Genomic DNA, 17,463 nt, shown 5'->3' with positions numbered 1-17,463 from the left:
CGCTCAGTTGCCAGGCTGCTCAGGCTTAGGCAACCGTACATAACCACTATGCTGAAGGTGCATGCGAAGTGGTGTAATCTTTAATTTAGTAGCAGATTTATGAATGTATGTTCATATAATTTTTGCCAAAATCAAAACGAAAATGGAGGAATTTATACTATGGAACCAACCATGATTACGGTTTTGCTCATTGCGGTTGTTGCAATTATCGTATTGAGCGTATTCTTCAGCTTTTTCCCAGTAATGCTCTGGATCTCGGCAATTGCATCCGGTGTACGTGTGAGTATTATTACGCTCGTAGCGATGAGACTCAGACGTGTAACACCTAGCCGGATCGTAAATCCTATGATCAAAGCAACTAAAGCAGGTCTGCAATTATCAATGAACCAACTTGAGAGTCACTTCCTTGCTGGTGGTAACGTGGACCGTGTTGTAAATGCCCTGATTGCTGCTCAACGTGCAAATATTCCACTCGAATTCGAACGTGCTGCTGCGATTGACCTTGCAGGCCGTGATGTATTGCAAGCTGTACAAATGAGTGTTAACCCACGTGTAATCGAAACGCCTGTAGTTTCTGCTGTAGCCAAAGATGGTATTGAAGTCAACGTACGAGCAAGAATTACAGTTCGTGCCAATATTGATCGACTTGTTGGTGGTGCGGGTGAAGAGACGATTATTGCCCGGGTCGGTGAAGGTATTGTAAGTACGAACGGTTCAGCGGACTCCCACAAAGAAGTTTTGGAAAATCCGGACCTGATCTCTCGTACTGTCTTATCCAAAGGTCTGGATTCCGGGACTGCTTTTGAGATTCTGTCCATTGATATTGCGGACGTAGATGTAGGTAAAAACATTGGTGCGTTTCTACAAACTGAGCAGGCAGAAGCTGACAAGCGGATCGCTCAGGCCAAAGCGGAAGAGCGTCGTGCAATGGCCGTAGCTCAAGAGCAAGAGATGAAAGCACGCGTCGTAGAAATGAGAGCGCGTGTTGTTGAGTCAGAATCCGCAGTACCGCTTGCGATGGCAGAGGCTCTACGCACTGGTAAAATCGGTGTTATGGATTACATGAACCTCAAAAATATTGAAGCTGACACTCAAATGCGTAACACACTGGGAAAACCTGCTGAGGGCTCGAATTCTAACGATCAGGGTGATTCCAAAAACGGAAGATAGGCGGTGAGTATATATGGGCCTATTCGAATGGATTTTTAATAATCTGTATATCGTGGCTGTCATCGGTTTTGCGCTCTTTTCTTTTCTTGGAAAAGCAGCTAAATCATCTGATCCAAACAAAAAGCGTCAGAACAATGGAATGCCGACCTTTGGAGGCAGTGGTGACTCCGATCAGTCCGACCGTTCACCAGCGCAGACCTCTCCAAAGAAAACTGCCAGCACTGAAGCTGCTGGTGAAACTCGTTATGATGAACCGTATGAGAACCAGTACGATGAACCATATGAGAACCAGTATGATGAAGGTCGTTATGATCAGCCGTATTCAGGACCACAAGCTTCCTCACGTCCTTCAGATGAAGTAGGTAGCCGAAACTTTAGTGGTGAGATGGAACGTTCGCTTGACCAACAAAAGAAAGAATTCGAAAGGCAACAACGTCTGATTCAAGAAAGGCTAAATCGCTTTTCTTCTTCAAACAAACCTGTTGTGGCTGATTCCAGTTGGGATCAAGTGGAGTCAAGTGAATCGGGAAATTCCCAGCTTCGTCCGGAAGACATTCGTACGGGTGTTTTATGGGCAGAAGTATTGGGTGCTCCTCGATCCAAGCAGCCTTTCGGTTCAAGAGGGAAACTTTAACAATCTAAGTGATGTAGAAGGAATAGAGCCGTTTCTGGTGAGCAATATGCCGGAGACGGCTTTTTTTGCGTTCATCATCTTTTTCTCACATTTCACATCTAACACGGTCCGTAGTTTTCATAATTTCATGAATCTGCGCATAAGTTGAACTGTAGAGGAAGGGGGAAGACCTTCGAATGACCCGGATCAGCCGCAAGCTGCGCAGATGGACCAGTGAAGTTCTGGATCTGCCGCAGGACGTGCTTTACGATATGCCACGGTTAACCCTGATCGGCACAAAGCAATTGTATATAGAGAATCATCGTGGTGTCATTCATTTTACACCGGATCGCATCGTTCTGGCTCTCTCCCAAGGCCAACTGGAGATCAAAGGGACTGAACTGATGATTCGCAATATATTGCCGGATGAAGTGGCTGTTGAAGGAACAATTCTGGATATTCATATGAATGGAGCGGAGGGGAACGGATGAAGCAGCCCAGTCTGTACAAACTGCGTGGAGCAGTCCGAATCACGGTCACTGGGGGGGATATTGAAGCATTGATCAACACGGTGGCAGAGCAGGGACTGGAAGTATGGGACCTGCGTGCCCATGACGGGCGCAAGGCAGAAATGTATATTCTGCTACCGCATTTTTTTAGGCTGCGTCCTTTGCTGAAACGGACAGGCTGCCGTGTAAAGGTGACACACCGGAGTGGATTTCCTTTTTTTGCAGCCCGTTTATTGAGAAGGAAGTTCTTTCTGGGCGGCATGCTGTTTTTTATAGCAGCTCTGTTTGCGTTGTCATCGATGGTTTGGAATATAGAAGTCAAAGGCAATGTGACGATTCCCACGGATGAAGTGCTCGCGGCAGCAAAGAAAGAAGGCATTTACCCCTTCCAGTGGGCATTTCGACTGCAAAGCCAGGACAAGCTCTCCAGACAGCTCGCGCTCGCTTTGCCGGATGTAACCTGGATTGGGGTGAGCAAAGAAGGGACAACCATCACCATCCAGGTTGTGGAGTCTGCACAGCCCAAGCGTGAACCGCTGCTGAACCCGAGACATCTGGTCAGTAAAACAGACGCTGTAATCACTCAAATATACGCGGAGCAGGGACGCCCTGTCGTGCAGAAGGACATGCGTGTCAAGAAGGGACAGGTACTGATATCGGGTATTTTGGGAGATGAAGAGAATACAAAAACCATTGTTGCCAAAGGGGAAGTACGTGGACTGGTGTGGCGTGAGTATCAGGTCGAAGTCCCCCTTGTGCAAAAACATAATACGATGACCGGGGAGAGCAAGGAACGTTTTTACATTGTGCTGGGGAAATGGGCGATTCAGCTCTGGGGATACGGGAATACGCCTTTCACCTCATTTGATACCGAAAGTGATCATAAACCGCTAACCTGGAGATCCTTCACACTTCCCATGGGATGGCTGACAGAGAAAGATTTGGAAACTCAGGAAAAAGAGCAGCAAAACACGATAGAATGGGCTAGAACAAAAGGACTGGAAGGAGCGAGAAACGATATTATCGCCAAAAATGGCAAAGGAACGAAAATTTTAAGTGAAAAAATTTTGCATGAGAAGAAAGAGAATGGTAAAGTTTATATGAAAGTATTGTTTGAAGTAGAAGAAAGCATTGCGGAAGAACTTCCGTTAGTCCATAGTCAAGGAGAATGAGGCTATTTGTCAGAGCAAACACGCAGCATACGAATCTCCCTCCAAAGTGCGGGAGAGGGTCAATCTCTTTTTGGACCCCAAGATATTTTTCTGAAACTGATTGAATCCGAGATTCCCGCCCAGATCGCATCCCGTGAAGCGGAGATTGTGATTCATGGCAACATTCAAAATGTGGAATCACTTGAACAATTATTTGATGTGTTGTTGCAATTGGTACGTAACGGATATGTGTTAACCGAAAGGGACGTTAAGTATGCCATTGAGCTTGCAAAGGAACTGCGTGCAGACCAGCTTCTGGATCTGTTCAAAGGCGAGATTACAACGACCTACCGTGGTAAACCGATCCGGGTTAAGACGATTGGACAGAAACATTATGTAACTACAATTAAAAAACGTGATGTTGTATTTGGTATCGGTCCTGCCGGTACAGGTAAAACGTATCTTGCAGTTGTGCTGGCTGTGGCAGCACTCAAGGAAGGAAGCGTCAAACGGATCGTGCTCACAAGGCCTGCTGTTGAAGCGGGAGAAAGTCTTGGCTTCTTGCCTGGTGATCTTCAGGAGAAGGTTGACCCTTATCTACGGCCCTTGTATGACGCCTTGTATGACGTTATGGGACAAGAGCAGACGGCCAAGGCACTGGAGCGCGGATTGATCGAAATTGCACCTCTAGCCTATATGCGGGGACGTACACTGGATGATTCGTTTATTATCCTGGATGAAGCCCAGAATACGACACCGGAACAGATGAAAATGTTTCTGACCCGTCTTGGTTTTGGTTCCAAAATGGTCATTACCGGTGACGTGACACAAATTGATTTACCGCGCGGCAAAAAGTCGGGGCTTGTGGAAGCAAATACAATACTGGGCCAAGTGGAAGAGATTGGATTTGTCTATTTTGCCGAGCAAGACGTTGTACGGCACTCCCTCGTCCAGAAAATTATCGTCGCCTATAACCACGCCGCAGAAAATCAAGAATAGAAAGGGATTGTCTCGATGACCTCGAAGGAACTGTCAAAAGGCAAATCTTTTCAAAATAGAGCTACAGGATGGAAGTATAGCGTGTGGGCACGCTATCTTCTGTTTTTGTTTCTGGTGATCCTTTTCTACGTGAGTCTTGCTTCCAAACTGCTACCTGAGCGGTATGATATTCAGGAAGGCACACGAAGTGAAGTGAATATTGCTGCGCCCATGCAGATTCCCAATACCAAGGCTACACTGAAAGCGCAAGAAGAAGCCGCTGAACGTGTGCAGCCGATGTTTCAGATCGTGCAGATGCGGAACGAAAATCTGATGACCACGCTGCTCGATCGTATTGATCGATTGAATCAGGATGATCAGATTTCCAGTCAGGACAAGATCGACATCTATCGTGATGAAATACCGCAGCGCCAGAAAGACTTTGTGTCCAATTTTATCAACAACAACCGGAAAGCGGGTACATACTCCGAAACTCTTTTGGAAGAGATCAGAAATGTGGTACAGGAGCAAAGCTACCGTATCCCGGAAGAAACATATATCAAAATTTCACGTCTGACTTCGGATGATATTCAGGAGATGAAGGCCGTTGCCCGGGATATCGTCTCCAGATTAATGACCGACCAGATTAGCGAGGCTACAACAGCTCGTGCCAAAGTGGCCGAGATGGTGAGTGTTAGCTCCCTTAGCAAACGTACACAGCGTGAGGTTGTACAGGAGCTTGCGCGTCTTGTAGTAACGTCGAACCGCTTCTACGATGAAGAGGGTACAAAAGAAGCTAAAGTGCAGGCGCGTGAGAACACTCAAACGGTCTTTATCAAGCAAGGTGATACGCTCGTTGCCAAGGGTGAGATGATCACCCCGGAGATGTACACTCTTTTGGGCGAGAACGATTTGCTGAAAAACGAAGTAAACTATTGGCCTCAGCTTGGATTGCTTATTCTGTCCTGTCTGTTGTCGGCAGCGATTCTCATGTATATTCAGCAATTCAGCGGAACGCATTTCAAGTATAACAATGCTCAGCTGCTGATGCTTGTTCTCATATTTATTATCACCATTGTGGTTATGCACGTCACAGCGATACTCCAGACCAGTGAGAATTCATATGTAGGCTTTCTTGCCCCTGTTGCCGTAGGCGCAATGTTAATTGCATTACTGCTGGATACATCACTTGCATTTGTATGTTCGATTATTATCGGCATGCTGTCGAGCATTATTTTGAATACACATCAGGGTCAGATTTTTGACTTTGAACTTGGTTTCTTCGCGGTGTTGGTATCGTTTGTTGCGATCTTTGCCACCCATCGGGCAAGTCAGCGGTCTACGATTCTGAAAGGCGCCATTATGGTCTGTCTGTTCGGGTCAATCGCGGTCTTCACGCTGGCTCTGATTGACTCAAGTGACTGGAACCGGACGACAACGCTGTATGGCATTGGATTTGCGTTTGCTGGAGGCGTACTGACCGCCATATTAGTCATTGGGCTGATGCCGTTTTTCGAAACCTCGTTTGGCATCTTGTCTGCCCTGAAACTGGTGGAATTGTCTAATCCCAATCATCCGCTATTGCGCAAACTGCTAACAGAGACACCCGGCACATATCATCACAGTGTGATGGTCGGAAACCTGTCAGAGGCTGCAGCGGAGGCAATTGGTGCCAACGGCTTGTTATGTCGGGTCGGCTCGTATTACCATGATATTGGCAAGACCAAAAGACCCATTTATTTTATTGAAAATCAAAATAATATGGAAAATCCGCATGATTCGATTGATCCCAAGCTGAGCAAGTCCATCATCGTTGCTCACGCACGGGATGGTGTGGAGATGCAGAAGGACTATAAGCTGCCAAGGCCTATTCGAGACATTGCCGAGCAGCATCATGGTACAACCTTCCTGCATTACTTCTATCACAAAGCGCTGCGTCAGGCCGAGGAAGCTGGGGTGGAACCTGATTTCACGGAAGATGATTTCCGTTATCCGGGTCCCAAGGCCCAGTCCAAGGAGTCGGCAATTGTTGGTATTGCTGACAGCGTGGAAGCTGCAGTTCGTTCCTTGCGTAAGCCTACCGTGGAACAAGTGGAATCCATGATCGAAAAAATAATTAAAGGTCGTTTGGACGATCATCAGTTTAACGACTGTGATCTGACGATGCGCGAACTGGACATCGTTGCCAAAACCCTTAAGGAAACCGTCATGGGTATATTCCACTCCAGGATTGAATATCCGGAGGAAATGAAGAAACCGAAGCCAACATCGCCTGAGGCGGGTTGATTCGCTAATATGAGAAGACAGGAGTATGAAAGAATGAGTCTTAACCTAGCATGGAATAATGAACAACAGGACAAAGAAATTAGCGAACCGATGATTGCAATGCTGGAGCAACTGCTGAACCTTGCCGGAGAAGCAGAAGGTGTTGCGGACGGGGAAGTGGCTCTGACTTTTGTAGATGATGAACAGATCCATGAGTTGAACCGTGACTATCGCGGCATTGATCGTCCAACGGATGTATTGTCTTTTGCAATGAATGAGACTGTGGATGAGGAACTGGATATTATCTACGAACTGGACGAGGATGAAGAAATGGAAGAAATGCCGGATGTTCTGGGGGATATTATTATTTCGGTTCCACGGACCATCCTGCAGAGTGAAGAATATGGGCATTCATTTGAACGTGAGCTCGGCTTCCTGTTTGTTCATGGATTCTTGCACCTGCTTGGATATGATCATCAGGATGAGGCCAGTGAAGCCGAAATGATGGGCAAACAGGAAGCGGTACTCGCTCAAGCCGGGTTGACACGATAATGAAAAGGCGCTCCTGGGGGATGGTATTCCGCAATGCTGCGGAAGGAATCGTATACGGGCTGCGGACTCAAAGGAATGTAAGAGTTCATACAGGAGTCGCCATTTTGATGTGTGCAGCCGGATTTTTTTTCGGGATTTCAAGAACAGACTGGATGTTTGTACTGACAGCCGTATTTCTGGTTCTTGTGACGGAGTTGATGAATACAGCAGTGGAAGCTGCTGTAGATCTGGCGCATCCGCATATACATCCGCTGGCAAAAGCGGCGAAGGACACCGCGGCCGGTGCAGTTTTGCTGGCTGCGGTGTTCGCCGTCATCATCGGGTGTATCGTTTTCATCAAGCCAGTGATGAGCTGGCTGGGATTGCTTTGATTGGATTTTAATATTACACACTAATTGTAAAGTTGGACTCATTTTTTAAGTTAAACTTCTGGTTTGCACAATAACGGAGAGGTCAGAAATAACCTGTAGAAGCGAAGCGTTCGCCTTTATCACCGGATTTTCACTTTGGAAAAGGGAATCAATAAAATCCGGGGATAACAGCGATCGTAAGGTTGTTCTGGCAGCGAAGAGGCCAGTGCAAATTTTTTAAGTTGAACTTAACTCATTGAGTGAAACTTTATATACACCCCAAAGGGAGAGATTGATTATGGATAATGGTTTGCTGATGCAAGAAGCGATTAAGGCACGTACAAAAGCGTATACCCCTTATTCTCATTTTGGAGTAGGCGCAGCTTTGCTTGACAGCGAGGGACATGTGCATCATGGTTGTAATATTGAGAATGCTGCTTATACGCCAGGCAACTGTGCTGAGCGTACAGCTATGTTCAGTGCAATTGCAGGAGGCAAGCAACCACGCAGCTTTAAAGCTATTGCAATTGTAGGAGATACGGACGGTCCAATTGCTCCGTGCGGTGTATGTCGTCAAGTGATGTACGAACTGTGTGATCCGGATATGAAGGTCATTCTGGGTAACATGAAGGGTGATCTGCAGGAGACTACAGTTGCCGAACTATTGCCATGGGCCTTTGGGCCATCTGATCTGAACTCTGCTAAAAAGTAAAAACCAATACATTCCAGGCCTAGGCGCCTGAGGAGGAACATATGAAAAAACAAGCATACAAATCCGGTTTTGTAGCCATTATCGGTCGTCCCAATGTAGGTAAATCCACGCTGATGAACCAAGTCATTGGACAGAAAATCGCCATTATGTCGGACAAGCCGCAAACGACGCGTAATAAGATCCATGGCGTATACACATCGGAACAACAACAAATCGTTTTCCTGGATACACCAGGGATTCACAAACGTCAATCCAAGCTGGGCGATTACATGAACCAGACTGCTTTGAACACACTCGGAGAAGTCGAAGCTGCTCTGTTCCTGATTGATGCTTCGGAAGGTATGGGCGGTGGTGACCGTTATATTGCAGAACAATTGAAAAATGTGCGAACGCCTGTCATTCTGGTCATGAACAAAATTGATAAAATTGAGCCGGAAGCACTGCTTCCGCTGATTGAGGCATATCGGAAGCTGCACAATTTTGCCGAAATCGTTCCGGTATCTGCCATGCTTGGCAGCAATGTAAGTACCTTGCTGGAGCAGCTCGGTAAATATTTGCCGGAAGGCCCTCAGTACTATCCTGATGATCAGGTTACGGACCATCCGGAGCAGTTTGTTTGCGCCGAGTTGATTCGGGAGAAAATTCTTCAGATGACGCGTGAAGAAGTGCCACACTCCATTGCAGTAACAATTGAGGATATGAAAGTACAGGATAACGGGGTTGTTTATATTTCAGCCGTTATTTTTGTGGAGCGTGATTCACAAAAAGGAATCATTATCGGGAAACAGGGTGCCTTGCTTAAAGAAGTGGGAAAACGTGCTCGCCAGGATATTCAAAATCTGCTCGGTTCCAAAATCTTTATGGACCTGTGGGTTAAAGTGAAGAAGGACTGGAGAAACCAGGAGCGTGTGCTGCGAGATCTTGGCTTTGGTCGCGAATAATAAATTCAGTATCCAGTAATTGCAACACATAGTTTACCTTGCAAGACTCCATCCTATCTGGTAGAAGCAAATGTCATTTTCGAAGAGAGGATGAAATTCCGATGCGAGATTTTTCGTGGAAGGTTTTTGCGATGACGGGGGATGTGGAGTCCTATCTGTTGTATACCGAGGCATGCAGCTCGTTGGGACAGGAGTCGGAACCTGCAAGGGAAGTGATTGAAGATGAAGAAGCCGAAGGTTAATTGGCTGATTCGGGAATGGTTAGGTGACGAGGCATGCTATACAGGGTGGAAGGGATTGTCATCCGCAGCATGGACTACGGCGAGGGGAACAAAATTATTACGCTTTGCACCGAAAGCGGCGGGAAAGTAGGGGTACTCGTCCGCGGTGCCAAAAAGCCCAAAAGCCGACATGCTGCACTGGTGCAGCCATTTACGTACGGTCAATATGTTTATTTTCGCAACACCGGACTGGGAACGCTAAACGCAGGAGAAATCATTGAATCATATCATGAGTTGCGTGAAGATTTGGTTAAGGCTTCCTATGCATCTTATGCTTGTGAACTGCTGGATCGTGTATTGCAGGATGAAGAGACAGGAACGTTCTGGTTTAAACAACTGAAAGCCTGTCTCCAGGCGTTGAAGGAAGAGAAAGATCCGGTTGTCATTACCAGCCTGTATGAAATGAAAATACTGCAGGCAGCCGGGTACGGTCCTCAGCTGGATGATTGCATATCTTGCGGTCAAGAGCGACCGGATGAGCAATTATTTGTTAGTCCAAGGCTTGGTGGAGTCCTGTGTCGTGCCTGCAAGCACTTTGATCCTCCGGCACTGTCTGTGAGTCCGAAAGCGTTGAAGTTGTTGCGTTTGTTTGCACAGCTGGATCTGCAACGACTCGGTAATATATCGGTAAGTGAAGGCACGCGGGATGAGATCAAAAAGATTATGCGGGCCTTTATGGATCATCAGCTTGGCTTGAATCTGAAATCCCGTTCTTTTCTTGATCAAATGGAAAAGTACGGGATTTGAGTCGTCCTATTATGAAATAAGTAATATATCTTGACTTCGTACTTATTTTTATATATTATGAACTATAATTTCTCTTTTGGAGACATGCATTGAACGAGAAAGTAGGAGACTTGATTTATTATATTCAAGAAGAGGTTGATTGACCTAATCTTGTGTGAGCGAGCCGGGGATGGTGGGAGCCGGGTTGAATCGGTCTGTGAAATGGCACTCGGGAGCATGAATGGACACGGAAAAGTGGGCTTGTTTGAACAGGATCTTCTGTTTATATCCAAGCCAAGTAGGGTGGAACCGCGGGAATAGCTCTCGTCCCTATGTCTGTATAACAGGCGTAGGACGAGGGCTTTTTATTGTCTGTACCGTTCTAGGCTTGTTTATCACAAACCATCGAAAAGGAGCATGATTATGAATTTTCAGCAGATGATTCTCACGCTGCAACAATTCTGGGCCGAGCACAACTGTATTATTGTTCAGCCATATGATACGGAAAAAGGGGCAGGTACGATGAACCCGATGACCTTTTTGCGTTCGCTTGGACCCGAGCCTTGGAAAGTAGCTTATGTAGAGCCGTCCCGCCGTCCTTCGGATGGTCGTTATGGAGAAAATCCAAACCGTCTCTATCAGCATCATCAATTCCAGGTTATTATCAAGCCTTCTCCGGACAATATTCAGGAAATTTACCTGGAAAGTCTGAAACAATTGGGCATTGATCCGCTCAAACACGATATTCGGTTTGTTGAAGACAACTGGGAGAACCCTTCCCTCGGCTGTGCCGGTCTTGGCTGGGAAGTATGGCTAGACGGTATGGAAATCACCCAATTTACGTATTTCCAACAAGTCGGCGGGATTGAGACAAATCCGGTAGCGGTTGAAATTACGTATGGCATGGAGCGTCTTGCTTCATACATTCAGGAAAAAGAAAATGTGTTTGAACTGGAATGGGTAGACGGGATTACATATGGTGATGTGTTCCGTCAGCCTGAATTCGAACACTCCAAATATACGTTTGAAGTATCTGATGTCAAAATGTTGTTTACACTCTTCAACATGCATGAAGAGGAAGCAAACAAAGCTATGGCACAGAATCTGGTTTTCCCGGCATATGACTATGTTTTGAAATGTTCACATACGTTCAACCTTCTGGATGCGCGCGGAGCAATCAGTGTAACGGAGCGTACCGGGTACATCACCCGTGTCCGTAATCTGGCTCGTCAAGTGGCTGCAACATATGTGGAAGAGCGTGAGAAGCTCGGCTTCCCGCTGATCAAGAAAGGGGGAGCTGAGCATGTCTAAGGATCTGTTGTTTGAAATTGGTCTGGAGGAAGTGCCTGCACGCTTCATGCGAGCAGCAATTGAACAGCTGCAGGATCGTGTCGTGAAATGGCTGGATGCCTCCCGTATTGCTTATGGTGAAGTGAATGCCTATGCCACACCGCGCCGACTGGCTGTTTTGATCAAGGATGTTGCCGAGAAGCAGGAAGACGTGGAGGAAGAGGTAAAAGGACCTTCACGTAAAATAGCATTAGACGATAGTGGTAACTGGAGCAAAGCTGCACTCGGATTTGCCCGTAGTCAGGGTGTTGAACCGGACCAGTTCACATTCAAGGAACTAAGCGGCGTGGAATATATCTATGCGACCAAGAGCAGCAAAGGCGTAGAAACATCCTCTGTAATCGGTCAGGGTTTGCTGGCTATCCTGCATGCTATGACGTTCCCGAAATTCATGCGATGGGCTTCGTATGATTTCAAATTTGTACGTCCGATTCGCTGGATTGTTGCTCTGCTCGGCAGTGATGTGATTGAGTTGGAAGTTGCAGGAGTGAAGTCTGGCAATGTAACACGTGGACATCGTTTTCTCGGAAAAGAGGCGGTCATAACGGACCCCGCTTCGTATGTAGAAGTGCTGCGCTCCGAGCATGTCATTGCAGATATTAAAGAACGTGAACAGATGATTGTGTCCCAGATCCAGGCACTGGCTGCCGAGAAGAAATGGGACATTGCGATCAAGGAAGATTTGCTGGAAGAGGTCTTGTTCCTGGTGGAGACACCAACGGTGCTGTTTGGAACATTCGAGTCTTCATTTTTGAATATTCCACAAGAGGTATTGATCACTTCGATGCGCGAGCATCAACGTTATTTCCCGGTGCTTGATAATGATGGCCAATTGTTACCATACTTCGTTACGGTTCGTAACGGCGGCAGCGATTCACTGGATGTCATTGCAAAAGGAAACGAAAAGGTACTACGTGCGCGTCTGTCAGATGCCAAGTTCTTCTATGAGGAAGACCAGAAGCTGGAGATCAAGGACGCATTATCGAAGCTGGAGAGCATTGTCTTCCAGGAAGAGCTGGGCACGGTTGGAGATAAAGTACGCCGTATTCGCAAAATTGCGGATGGTCTGGCTAACAAGCTGCAAGTACCAGCTGATGTAGCTGAAGCGGTGAGTCGTTCTGCGGATATTTGCAAATTCGATCTTGTTACACTTATGGTGGGAGAATTCCCTGAACTGCAAGGTGTGATGGGTGAGGATTATGCTCGTAAAGCTGGTGAAAAAGAAGAAGTGGCCAAAGCGGTATTTGAGCATTATCAGCCACGTTTCGCCGGAGATCAATCTCCTGCTTCGCTCGTTGGTGCCATTGTCAGTGCTGCGGATAAAATGGATACGATCGTAGGCTGCTTCTCGATCAATATCATTCCAACTGGATCTCAGGACCCTTATGCGCTGCGTCGTCAGGCAGCAGGTATTGTTCAAATTTTGCTGGATCACAATCTTCCACTGACACTGTCCGACGTGTTCGGCGTTGCACTTCAAGTGCATGCCCAGATGAACTTGTTGAAACGTGCGGATGAAGAGGTACGTAAAGATTTACAGGACTTCTTCGGTCTTCGTGTGAAGAAACTGTTGTCCGAAACGGTTCGTTATGATGTGGTTGATGCAGTAATTTCTTCCGGATTTGATGATATCAGCGCGGTAGTTCCAAAAGGTGAAGCCCTTATGGCAGCTGTTCAAACGGGAGATGCTTTCAAAACTACCGTTGAATCTTTCAACCGTGTCGGTAATCTGGCTGCCAAAGCATCCAATGCTTCGGTACATGCAGAACTCTTCACAGAAGAAGGAGAGCGTCAGTTGCATGAGGCTTGGAGTAAAACCAAGGAAGAATATCGACAGGTATTGTCTCAGCATGCAGCAGCTGAAGCACTCGCGATTGCATCGGCTTGGAAGGAAGCTATCACCGTATTCTTTGATTCAGTTATGGTTATGGCTGAAGACGAAGCTGTGCGGGCGAATCGTCTGGCACTGCTTGCAGCGATTGACCGTGATCTGAAAGCTTTTGCTGATTTCTCCAAACTGGTCTGGTAATCGGGTCCGTTTTTGCTCCGGGAGCACAGATCTGAGACAAAGCACAAATTCAGTATTAAAGAAGGATATATGAGGGTATAAATATACGGAACGGATTGTGAGAAATTTATATTTACAGCCGTTCCGTATTTTAGCCTTTGATTTCCATAGACTGGTCAGAAGGATTTTGGCTGGCTGGGGTCGTATATTACAATATGCAGCTATTTTATGAAACCGGGTGGTCTGGGTTTGAGTGAGTTGAATGTACGCCACATTGTTGTGGATGGTGATGCTTGCCCGGTCAAGGCCGAGATCGCAGAAACAGCACGCCAATTCAAAGTTCCTGTACTGATGGTTTCTTCATTTGATCATTTTCTTCAGGGCGGAGAGGGAGTGCGCACCGTTCAAGTAGATCGAAGTGATCAGAGTGCAGACTTGTACATTGCCAATCACATCAAGCCATACGATGTGGTCATTACACAGGATTATGGACTGGCGGCGCTCGCACTTGGCAAACGGTGTTATGTTTTATCATTTCGTGGTCGTGAGTTTAATGATCGTGACATTGATTTCATGCTGGATTCCCGTCATACTGCGGCCAAAGCACGTAAAAGAGGGCATTATGGAAAAGGCCCAAAGCCTTTCACAGAGCAGGATCGGGAAATTTTTCAACATAAACTGACAAAACTTTTGAAAGATTTGCAGGAGAATGTGTAAGTTTATCGAATAATATTTACGTGTTAAGAGATGAAGGTGGATCAAGATGAGTACCGGACAAGGCGGTATACCCGAAAGCATTATTGAATCGGTGTTACAGCAGCATGATATCGTCGATACGGTGAGCCGATTTGTACATCTGACCAAACAGGGGAAATATATGAAAGGCCTCTGTCCTTTTCATTCTGAGAAGACGCCTTCGTTTACAGTTACACCTGAGAAACAAATTTTCTATTGCTACGGTTGCGGCACGGGTGGAAATGCCATCAAATTCAGGATGGAAATCGAAGGGTTATCCTTTCCCGAGGCTGTCAAGACGATGGCAGAAGAAAGTCACATCTCAATGGGGGACTGGCAAGGGCGTGAATCGGCTCATGTTAATCCAGAGACTGAACGTTTATTGGAAGCCTATGAGCTTACCGCGAAGCTGTATCATTTCTTATTGAAAAATACAGAGCACGGTAAAGTGGCTATGGAATATTTACGCTCACGCGGGTTTAGCGACAAGCTGATTGACCAGTTCCAGATAGGCTATGCGCCGAATCGCTGGGATACCTTGGTACAATTTCTGGAAAAGCGCGAATTTCCGCTTGAAGAGATGGAGAAGGGCGGCTTACTGTCGCCGCGAAACGAAGGTCAGGGATATGTGGACCGTTTCCGAGACAGAGTCATGTTTCCGATTAATGGCCGGAGCGGAAAGCCGATTGCATTTGCAGGTCGCATTTTGGGAGACGGGCAACCGAAGTATCTAAATTCACCGGAAACCCGGTTATTTAACAAAAGCCGTGTTCTCTACAATCTGCATCATGCCAAAAATGCAATTCGCAAACAAAGGCAGGCCATATTGTTCGAAGGGTATGGCGATGTTATCTCCGCTTGGGATCAGGATATCCAAAATGGTGTAGCGGCAATGGGTACTGCGCTCACTGAGAATCAGGCACTGATGCTTAAGGGCATGTGTGATGAAGTCATTGTATGTTATGACGGCGATCGAGCGGGACAGGCTGCGGCTCTCAAAAACTTTCCTATTCTTGAGGAAGCGGGGTTGCAGGTCAAAATTGCTCTAATACCGGATGGACTCGACCCGGATGATTTTATCCGCAAGCATGGTGGCGAGCGGTTCCGAAACCAGATTGTGGACGGCGCCGTAACGACTACAAAATTTAAGCTTATAAACCTTAAAAAAAACCATATACTGCTAGAAGGCGGCGGACAGATCGCTTATTCCAAGGAAGCGGTGAAACTTATTGCTCCTTTGTCTTCTCCTACAGAACGGGAAGTATATCTTCGGGAACTGGCTGCGGAAGTGGACGTATCATTTGAAACACTGAAGCAGGAGTGTAATGAAGAACGGGAGGCCATGAAAAATAACCTCCAGTATGGGGATAATAACCCGAAAAGGTGGAATAATGGTAGGCAACAAAATAGGCAGGTGCCTACACCCAATCTGTTGCCGGCTTACCACGCTGCTGAACGCAAACTGCTCGCCTGGATGCTTCAGGATGAAGAGGCTGCCCAGTACGTGAATGAGCATCTTGGTGAAGCTTTTAACTTGGATGATCATGCAGCTATTGCTGCTTATCTATATGCCTATTATGCGCAAGGCAAACCGTCGGATACAAGCCGTTTTATGTCTTCACTGCATGACGACCGACTGGAAAAAACAGTTAGTTCAATCTCGATGATGGATGGTCCAGGTGAATGGAGTGTTCAAATGCTCGATGATTGCATCAGGGAAGTGCTGAAATATCCGCGTAAGAAAGAGTACGATCTGAAAAAAGAAGAAATGATTGCTGCAGAGCGGGCAGGTGATTCTGTACGCGCGGCACAAATTGCAATTGAAATGATTGCCCTAGAGAGACAGTGAACGTCTGAATGTTGGATGTTTCTAGGGAGGAGGGAGTCGAGTTATGGCGAATGATCAGCATACTGAACTAGAAACAGAATTGACGCTGGATCAGGTTAAGGATCAATTGATTGAATCAGGTAAGAAAAGAGCTTCGTTGAACTACAAAGAAATTATAGAGAAACTCTCCCCGTTTGAGCAAGACGCTGAGCAGATGGATGAGTTTTATGAACAACTGAGCGACCTGGGTATTGATGTAGTGAACGAAAATGATGAAGAGGTAACCCTTCGCCCTAGTGAAGATTCCGAGAACAACACCAGAGAGGGAGACGATGAATTCCACTTTGATGATGATCTGAGCCTTCCACCAGGAATCAAAATCAACGACCCTGTTCGTATGTATCTCAAAGAAATTGGTCGTGTACCTTTGTTGTCTGCGGATGACGAAGTAGAACTGGCTAAACGGATTGAAAACGGGGATGAAGAAGCGAAACGTCGTTTGGCTGAAGCTAACCTTCGTCTCGTGGTCAGTATCGCGAAGCGTTATGTTGGACGTGGAATGCTGTTCCTGGATCTGATTCAGGAAGGTAACATGGGTCTGATCAAAGCGGTTGAGAAGTTCGACCACAAAAAGGGTTATAAATTCAGTACGTATGCAACATGGTGGATTCGCCAAGCGATCACCCGTGCGATTGCGGACCAGGCGCGTACCATTCGTATCCCTGTGCATATGGTGGAGACGATTAATAAGCTGATCCGGGTATCCCGTCAGCTGTTGCAGGAACTTGGGCGTGAACCGACACCAGAAGAAATCGCTGCGGAGATGGATCTGAGTGTGGAAAAAGTTCGTGAGATTACGAAGATTGCTCAGGAACCGGTTTCCCTGGAAACACCGATTGGTGAGGAAGATGATTCCCATCTGGGCGATTTCATCGAGGATCAGGAGGCACTGGCTCCGGCGGATGCTGCTGCTTATGAATTGCTGAAAGAACAGCTCGAAGATGTCCTGGATACATTGACTGAGCGTGAAGAGAACGTACTTCGTCTGCGTTTCGGTCTGGACGATGGACGTACAAGAACGCTGGAAGAAGTGGGCAAAGTATTTGGTGTTACGCGTGAGCGTATTCGTCAAATTGAGGCCAAGGCTCTTCGTAAATTGCGTCACCCTAGCCGTAGTAAACGGCTTAAGGATTTCCTCGAATAACATCACTATTGGAGACTTTCCGCAAGACGCTTTAGCGGCGGCGGGGTCTCCTTTATTTTTAAATTGAACATCTAAATTTCTTGGTTTTGG

At 46.6% G+C, this 17,463-nt stretch carries 17 protein-coding genes; all 17 read left to right on the top strand.

The window, feature by feature from the left end; all coding sequences use genetic code 11:
• Positions 1 to 159 precede the first annotated feature (159 nt).
• The 17 genes from floA (at position 160) to rpoD (ending at position 17,373) form a co-directional block, all read left to right on the top strand.
• Positions 160 to 1,170, top strand: a complete 1,011-nt coding sequence (gene floA / locus Q0V21_RS05815) for a flotillin-like protein FloA (protein WP_079349654.1) — start codon at positions 160 to 162, stop codon at positions 1,168 to 1,170.
• A 13-nt stretch (positions 1,171 to 1,183) separates the two neighbouring features.
• Entirely contained in the window at positions 1,184 to 1,804 is a 621-nt protein-coding gene (locus Q0V21_RS05810) for a hypothetical protein (RefSeq protein ID WP_094937326.1), read from the top strand.
• Between the two features lie 176 nt (positions 1,805 to 1,980).
• Complete coding sequence (gene yqfC, locus Q0V21_RS05805; protein WP_024628472.1) at positions 1,981 to 2,274, top strand: sporulation protein YqfC; 294 nt, start codon at positions 1,981 to 1,983, stop codon at positions 2,272 to 2,274.
• Positions 2,271 to 3,464 (top strand): sporulation protein YqfD, encoded by a 1,194-nt coding sequence (gene yqfD / locus Q0V21_RS05800; protein ID WP_079349652.1) that lies wholly within the window; start codon positions 2,271 to 2,273, stop codon positions 3,462 to 3,464. The genes yqfC and yqfD overlap by 4 nt, the downstream gene beginning before the upstream one ends.
• Positions 3,465 to 3,470: 6 nt before the next feature.
• The gene (locus Q0V21_RS05795) at positions 3,471 to 4,442 is read left to right on the top strand and encodes a PhoH family protein (protein ID WP_024628470.1); all 972 of its coding nucleotides are present in this window, start codon (positions 3,471 to 3,473) and stop codon (positions 4,440 to 4,442) included.
• Positions 4,443 to 4,457: 15 nt separating this feature from the next.
• Positions 4,458 to 6,707 carry an HD family phosphohydrolase gene (locus Q0V21_RS05790; RefSeq protein ID WP_079349651.1) on the top strand — a complete coding sequence of 750 codons (2,250 nt, stop codon included), beginning with the start codon at positions 4,458 to 4,460 and terminating at the stop codon, positions 6,705 to 6,707.
• A gap of 33 nt (positions 6,708 to 6,740) precedes the next feature.
• Positions 6,741 to 7,238, top strand: a complete 498-nt coding sequence (ybeY, locus tag Q0V21_RS05785) for an rRNA maturation RNase YbeY (protein ID WP_079349650.1) — start codon at positions 6,741 to 6,743, stop codon at positions 7,236 to 7,238.
• Complete coding sequence (locus Q0V21_RS05780; protein WP_024628467.1) at positions 7,238 to 7,609, top strand: diacylglycerol kinase family protein; 372 nt, start codon at positions 7,238 to 7,240, stop codon at positions 7,607 to 7,609. The genes ybeY and Q0V21_RS05780 overlap by 1 nt, the downstream gene beginning before the upstream one ends.
• Positions 7,610 to 7,886: 277 nt before the next feature.
• A complete protein-coding gene (locus tag Q0V21_RS05775) occupies positions 7,887 to 8,300 on the top strand; it encodes a cytidine deaminase (RefSeq protein ID WP_024628466.1) in 414 nt (137 codons plus the stop codon).
• Between the two features lie 41 nt (positions 8,301 to 8,341).
• The gene (era, locus tag Q0V21_RS05770) at positions 8,342 to 9,241 is read left to right on the top strand and encodes a GTPase Era (RefSeq protein ID WP_024628465.1); all 900 of its coding nucleotides are present in this window, start codon (positions 8,342 to 8,344) and stop codon (positions 9,239 to 9,241) included.
• A gap of 101 nt (positions 9,242 to 9,342) precedes the next feature.
• On the top strand, positions 9,343 to 9,483 hold the full coding sequence (locus tag Q0V21_RS05765; protein ID WP_079349649.1) for a YqzL family protein: 141 nt from the start codon (positions 9,343 to 9,345) through the stop codon (positions 9,481 to 9,483).
• 33 nt (positions 9,484 to 9,516) lie between these two features.
• Complete coding sequence (gene recO / locus Q0V21_RS05760) at positions 9,517 to 10,269, top strand: DNA repair protein RecO (protein ID WP_079349648.1); 753 nt, start codon at positions 9,517 to 9,519, stop codon at positions 10,267 to 10,269.
• A 402-nt stretch (positions 10,270 to 10,671) separates the two neighbouring features.
• Positions 10,672 to 11,559, top strand: a complete 888-nt coding sequence (glyQ, locus tag Q0V21_RS05755) for a glycine--tRNA ligase subunit alpha (RefSeq protein ID WP_024628463.1) — start codon at positions 10,672 to 10,674, stop codon at positions 11,557 to 11,559.
• The gene (gene glyS / locus Q0V21_RS05750; RefSeq protein ID WP_301877940.1) at positions 11,552 to 13,627 is read left to right on the top strand and encodes a glycine--tRNA ligase subunit beta; all 2,076 of its coding nucleotides are present in this window, start codon (positions 11,552 to 11,554) and stop codon (positions 13,625 to 13,627) included. The genes glyQ and glyS overlap by 8 nt, the downstream gene beginning before the upstream one ends.
• 228 nt (positions 13,628 to 13,855) lie before the next feature.
• Positions 13,856 to 14,323, top strand: a complete 468-nt coding sequence (locus Q0V21_RS05745) for a YaiI/YqxD family protein (protein WP_373456219.1) — start codon at positions 13,856 to 13,858, stop codon at positions 14,321 to 14,323.
• 46 nt (positions 14,324 to 14,369) lie between these two features.
• Positions 14,370 to 16,190: a DNA primase gene (gene dnaG / locus Q0V21_RS05740; RefSeq protein WP_024628460.1), complete on the top strand. Its 1,821-nt coding sequence runs from the start codon at positions 14,370 to 14,372 to the stop codon at positions 16,188 to 16,190.
• Positions 16,191 to 16,233: 43 nt separating this feature from the next.
• Positions 16,234 to 17,373, top strand: a complete 1,140-nt coding sequence (rpoD, locus tag Q0V21_RS05735; RefSeq protein ID WP_024628459.1) for an RNA polymerase sigma factor RpoD — start codon at positions 16,234 to 16,236, stop codon at positions 17,371 to 17,373.
• Positions 17,374 to 17,463: the final 90 nt, after the last annotated feature.

It is taken from the genome of Paenibacillus sp. 11B, from assembly GCF_030487755.1.
Lineage (GTDB): Bacteria > Bacillota > Bacilli > Paenibacillales > Paenibacillaceae > Paenibacillus > Paenibacillus vandeheii.
Note: the sequence above shows the minus strand (reverse complement) of the source record. Positions and strands in the feature narration are given on the sequence as shown.

Excerpts from the sequence above, each read along its gene's own strand:
- floA (WP_079349654.1), top strand. The coding sequence starts at position 160 with ATGGAACCAACCATGATTACGGTTTTGCTCATTGCGGTTGTTGCAATT.
- Q0V21_RS05765 (WP_079349649.1), top strand. The coding sequence starts at position 9,343 with ATGCGAGATTTTTCGTGGAAGGTTTTTGCGATGACGGGGGATGTGGAG.
- Q0V21_RS05790 (WP_079349651.1), top strand. The coding sequence starts at position 4,458 with ATGACCTCGAAGGAACTGTCAAAAGGCAAATCTTTTCAAAATAGAGCT.
- Q0V21_RS05780 (WP_024628467.1), top strand. The coding sequence starts at position 7,238 with ATGAAAAGGCGCTCCTGGGGGATGGTATTCCGCAATGCTGCGGAAGGA.
- yqfD (WP_079349652.1), top strand. The coding sequence starts at position 2,271 with ATGAAGCAGCCCAGTCTGTACAAACTGCGTGGAGCAGTCCGAATCACG.
- glyQ (WP_024628463.1), top strand. The coding sequence starts at position 10,672 with ATGAATTTTCAGCAGATGATTCTCACGCTGCAACAATTCTGGGCCGAG.
- recO (WP_079349648.1), top strand. The coding sequence starts at position 9,517 with ATGCTATACAGGGTGGAAGGGATTGTCATCCGCAGCATGGACTACGGC.
- Q0V21_RS05810 (WP_094937326.1), top strand. The coding sequence starts at position 1,184 with ATGGGCCTATTCGAATGGATTTTTAATAATCTGTATATCGTGGCTGTC.
- yqfC (WP_024628472.1), top strand. The coding sequence starts at position 1,981 with ATGACCCGGATCAGCCGCAAGCTGCGCAGATGGACCAGTGAAGTTCTG.
- dnaG (WP_024628460.1), top strand. The coding sequence starts at position 14,370 with ATGAGTACCGGACAAGGCGGTATACCCGAAAGCATTATTGAATCGGTG.
- Q0V21_RS05775 (WP_024628466.1), top strand. The coding sequence starts at position 7,887 with ATGGATAATGGTTTGCTGATGCAAGAAGCGATTAAGGCACGTACAAAA.
- rpoD (WP_024628459.1), top strand. The coding sequence starts at position 16,234 with ATGGCGAATGATCAGCATACTGAACTAGAAACAGAATTGACGCTGGAT.
- era (WP_024628465.1), top strand. The coding sequence starts at position 8,342 with ATGAAAAAACAAGCATACAAATCCGGTTTTGTAGCCATTATCGGTCGT.
- glyS (WP_301877940.1), top strand. The coding sequence starts at position 11,552 with ATGTCTAAGGATCTGTTGTTTGAAATTGGTCTGGAGGAAGTGCCTGCA.
- ybeY (WP_079349650.1), top strand. The coding sequence starts at position 6,741 with ATGAGTCTTAACCTAGCATGGAATAATGAACAACAGGACAAAGAAATT.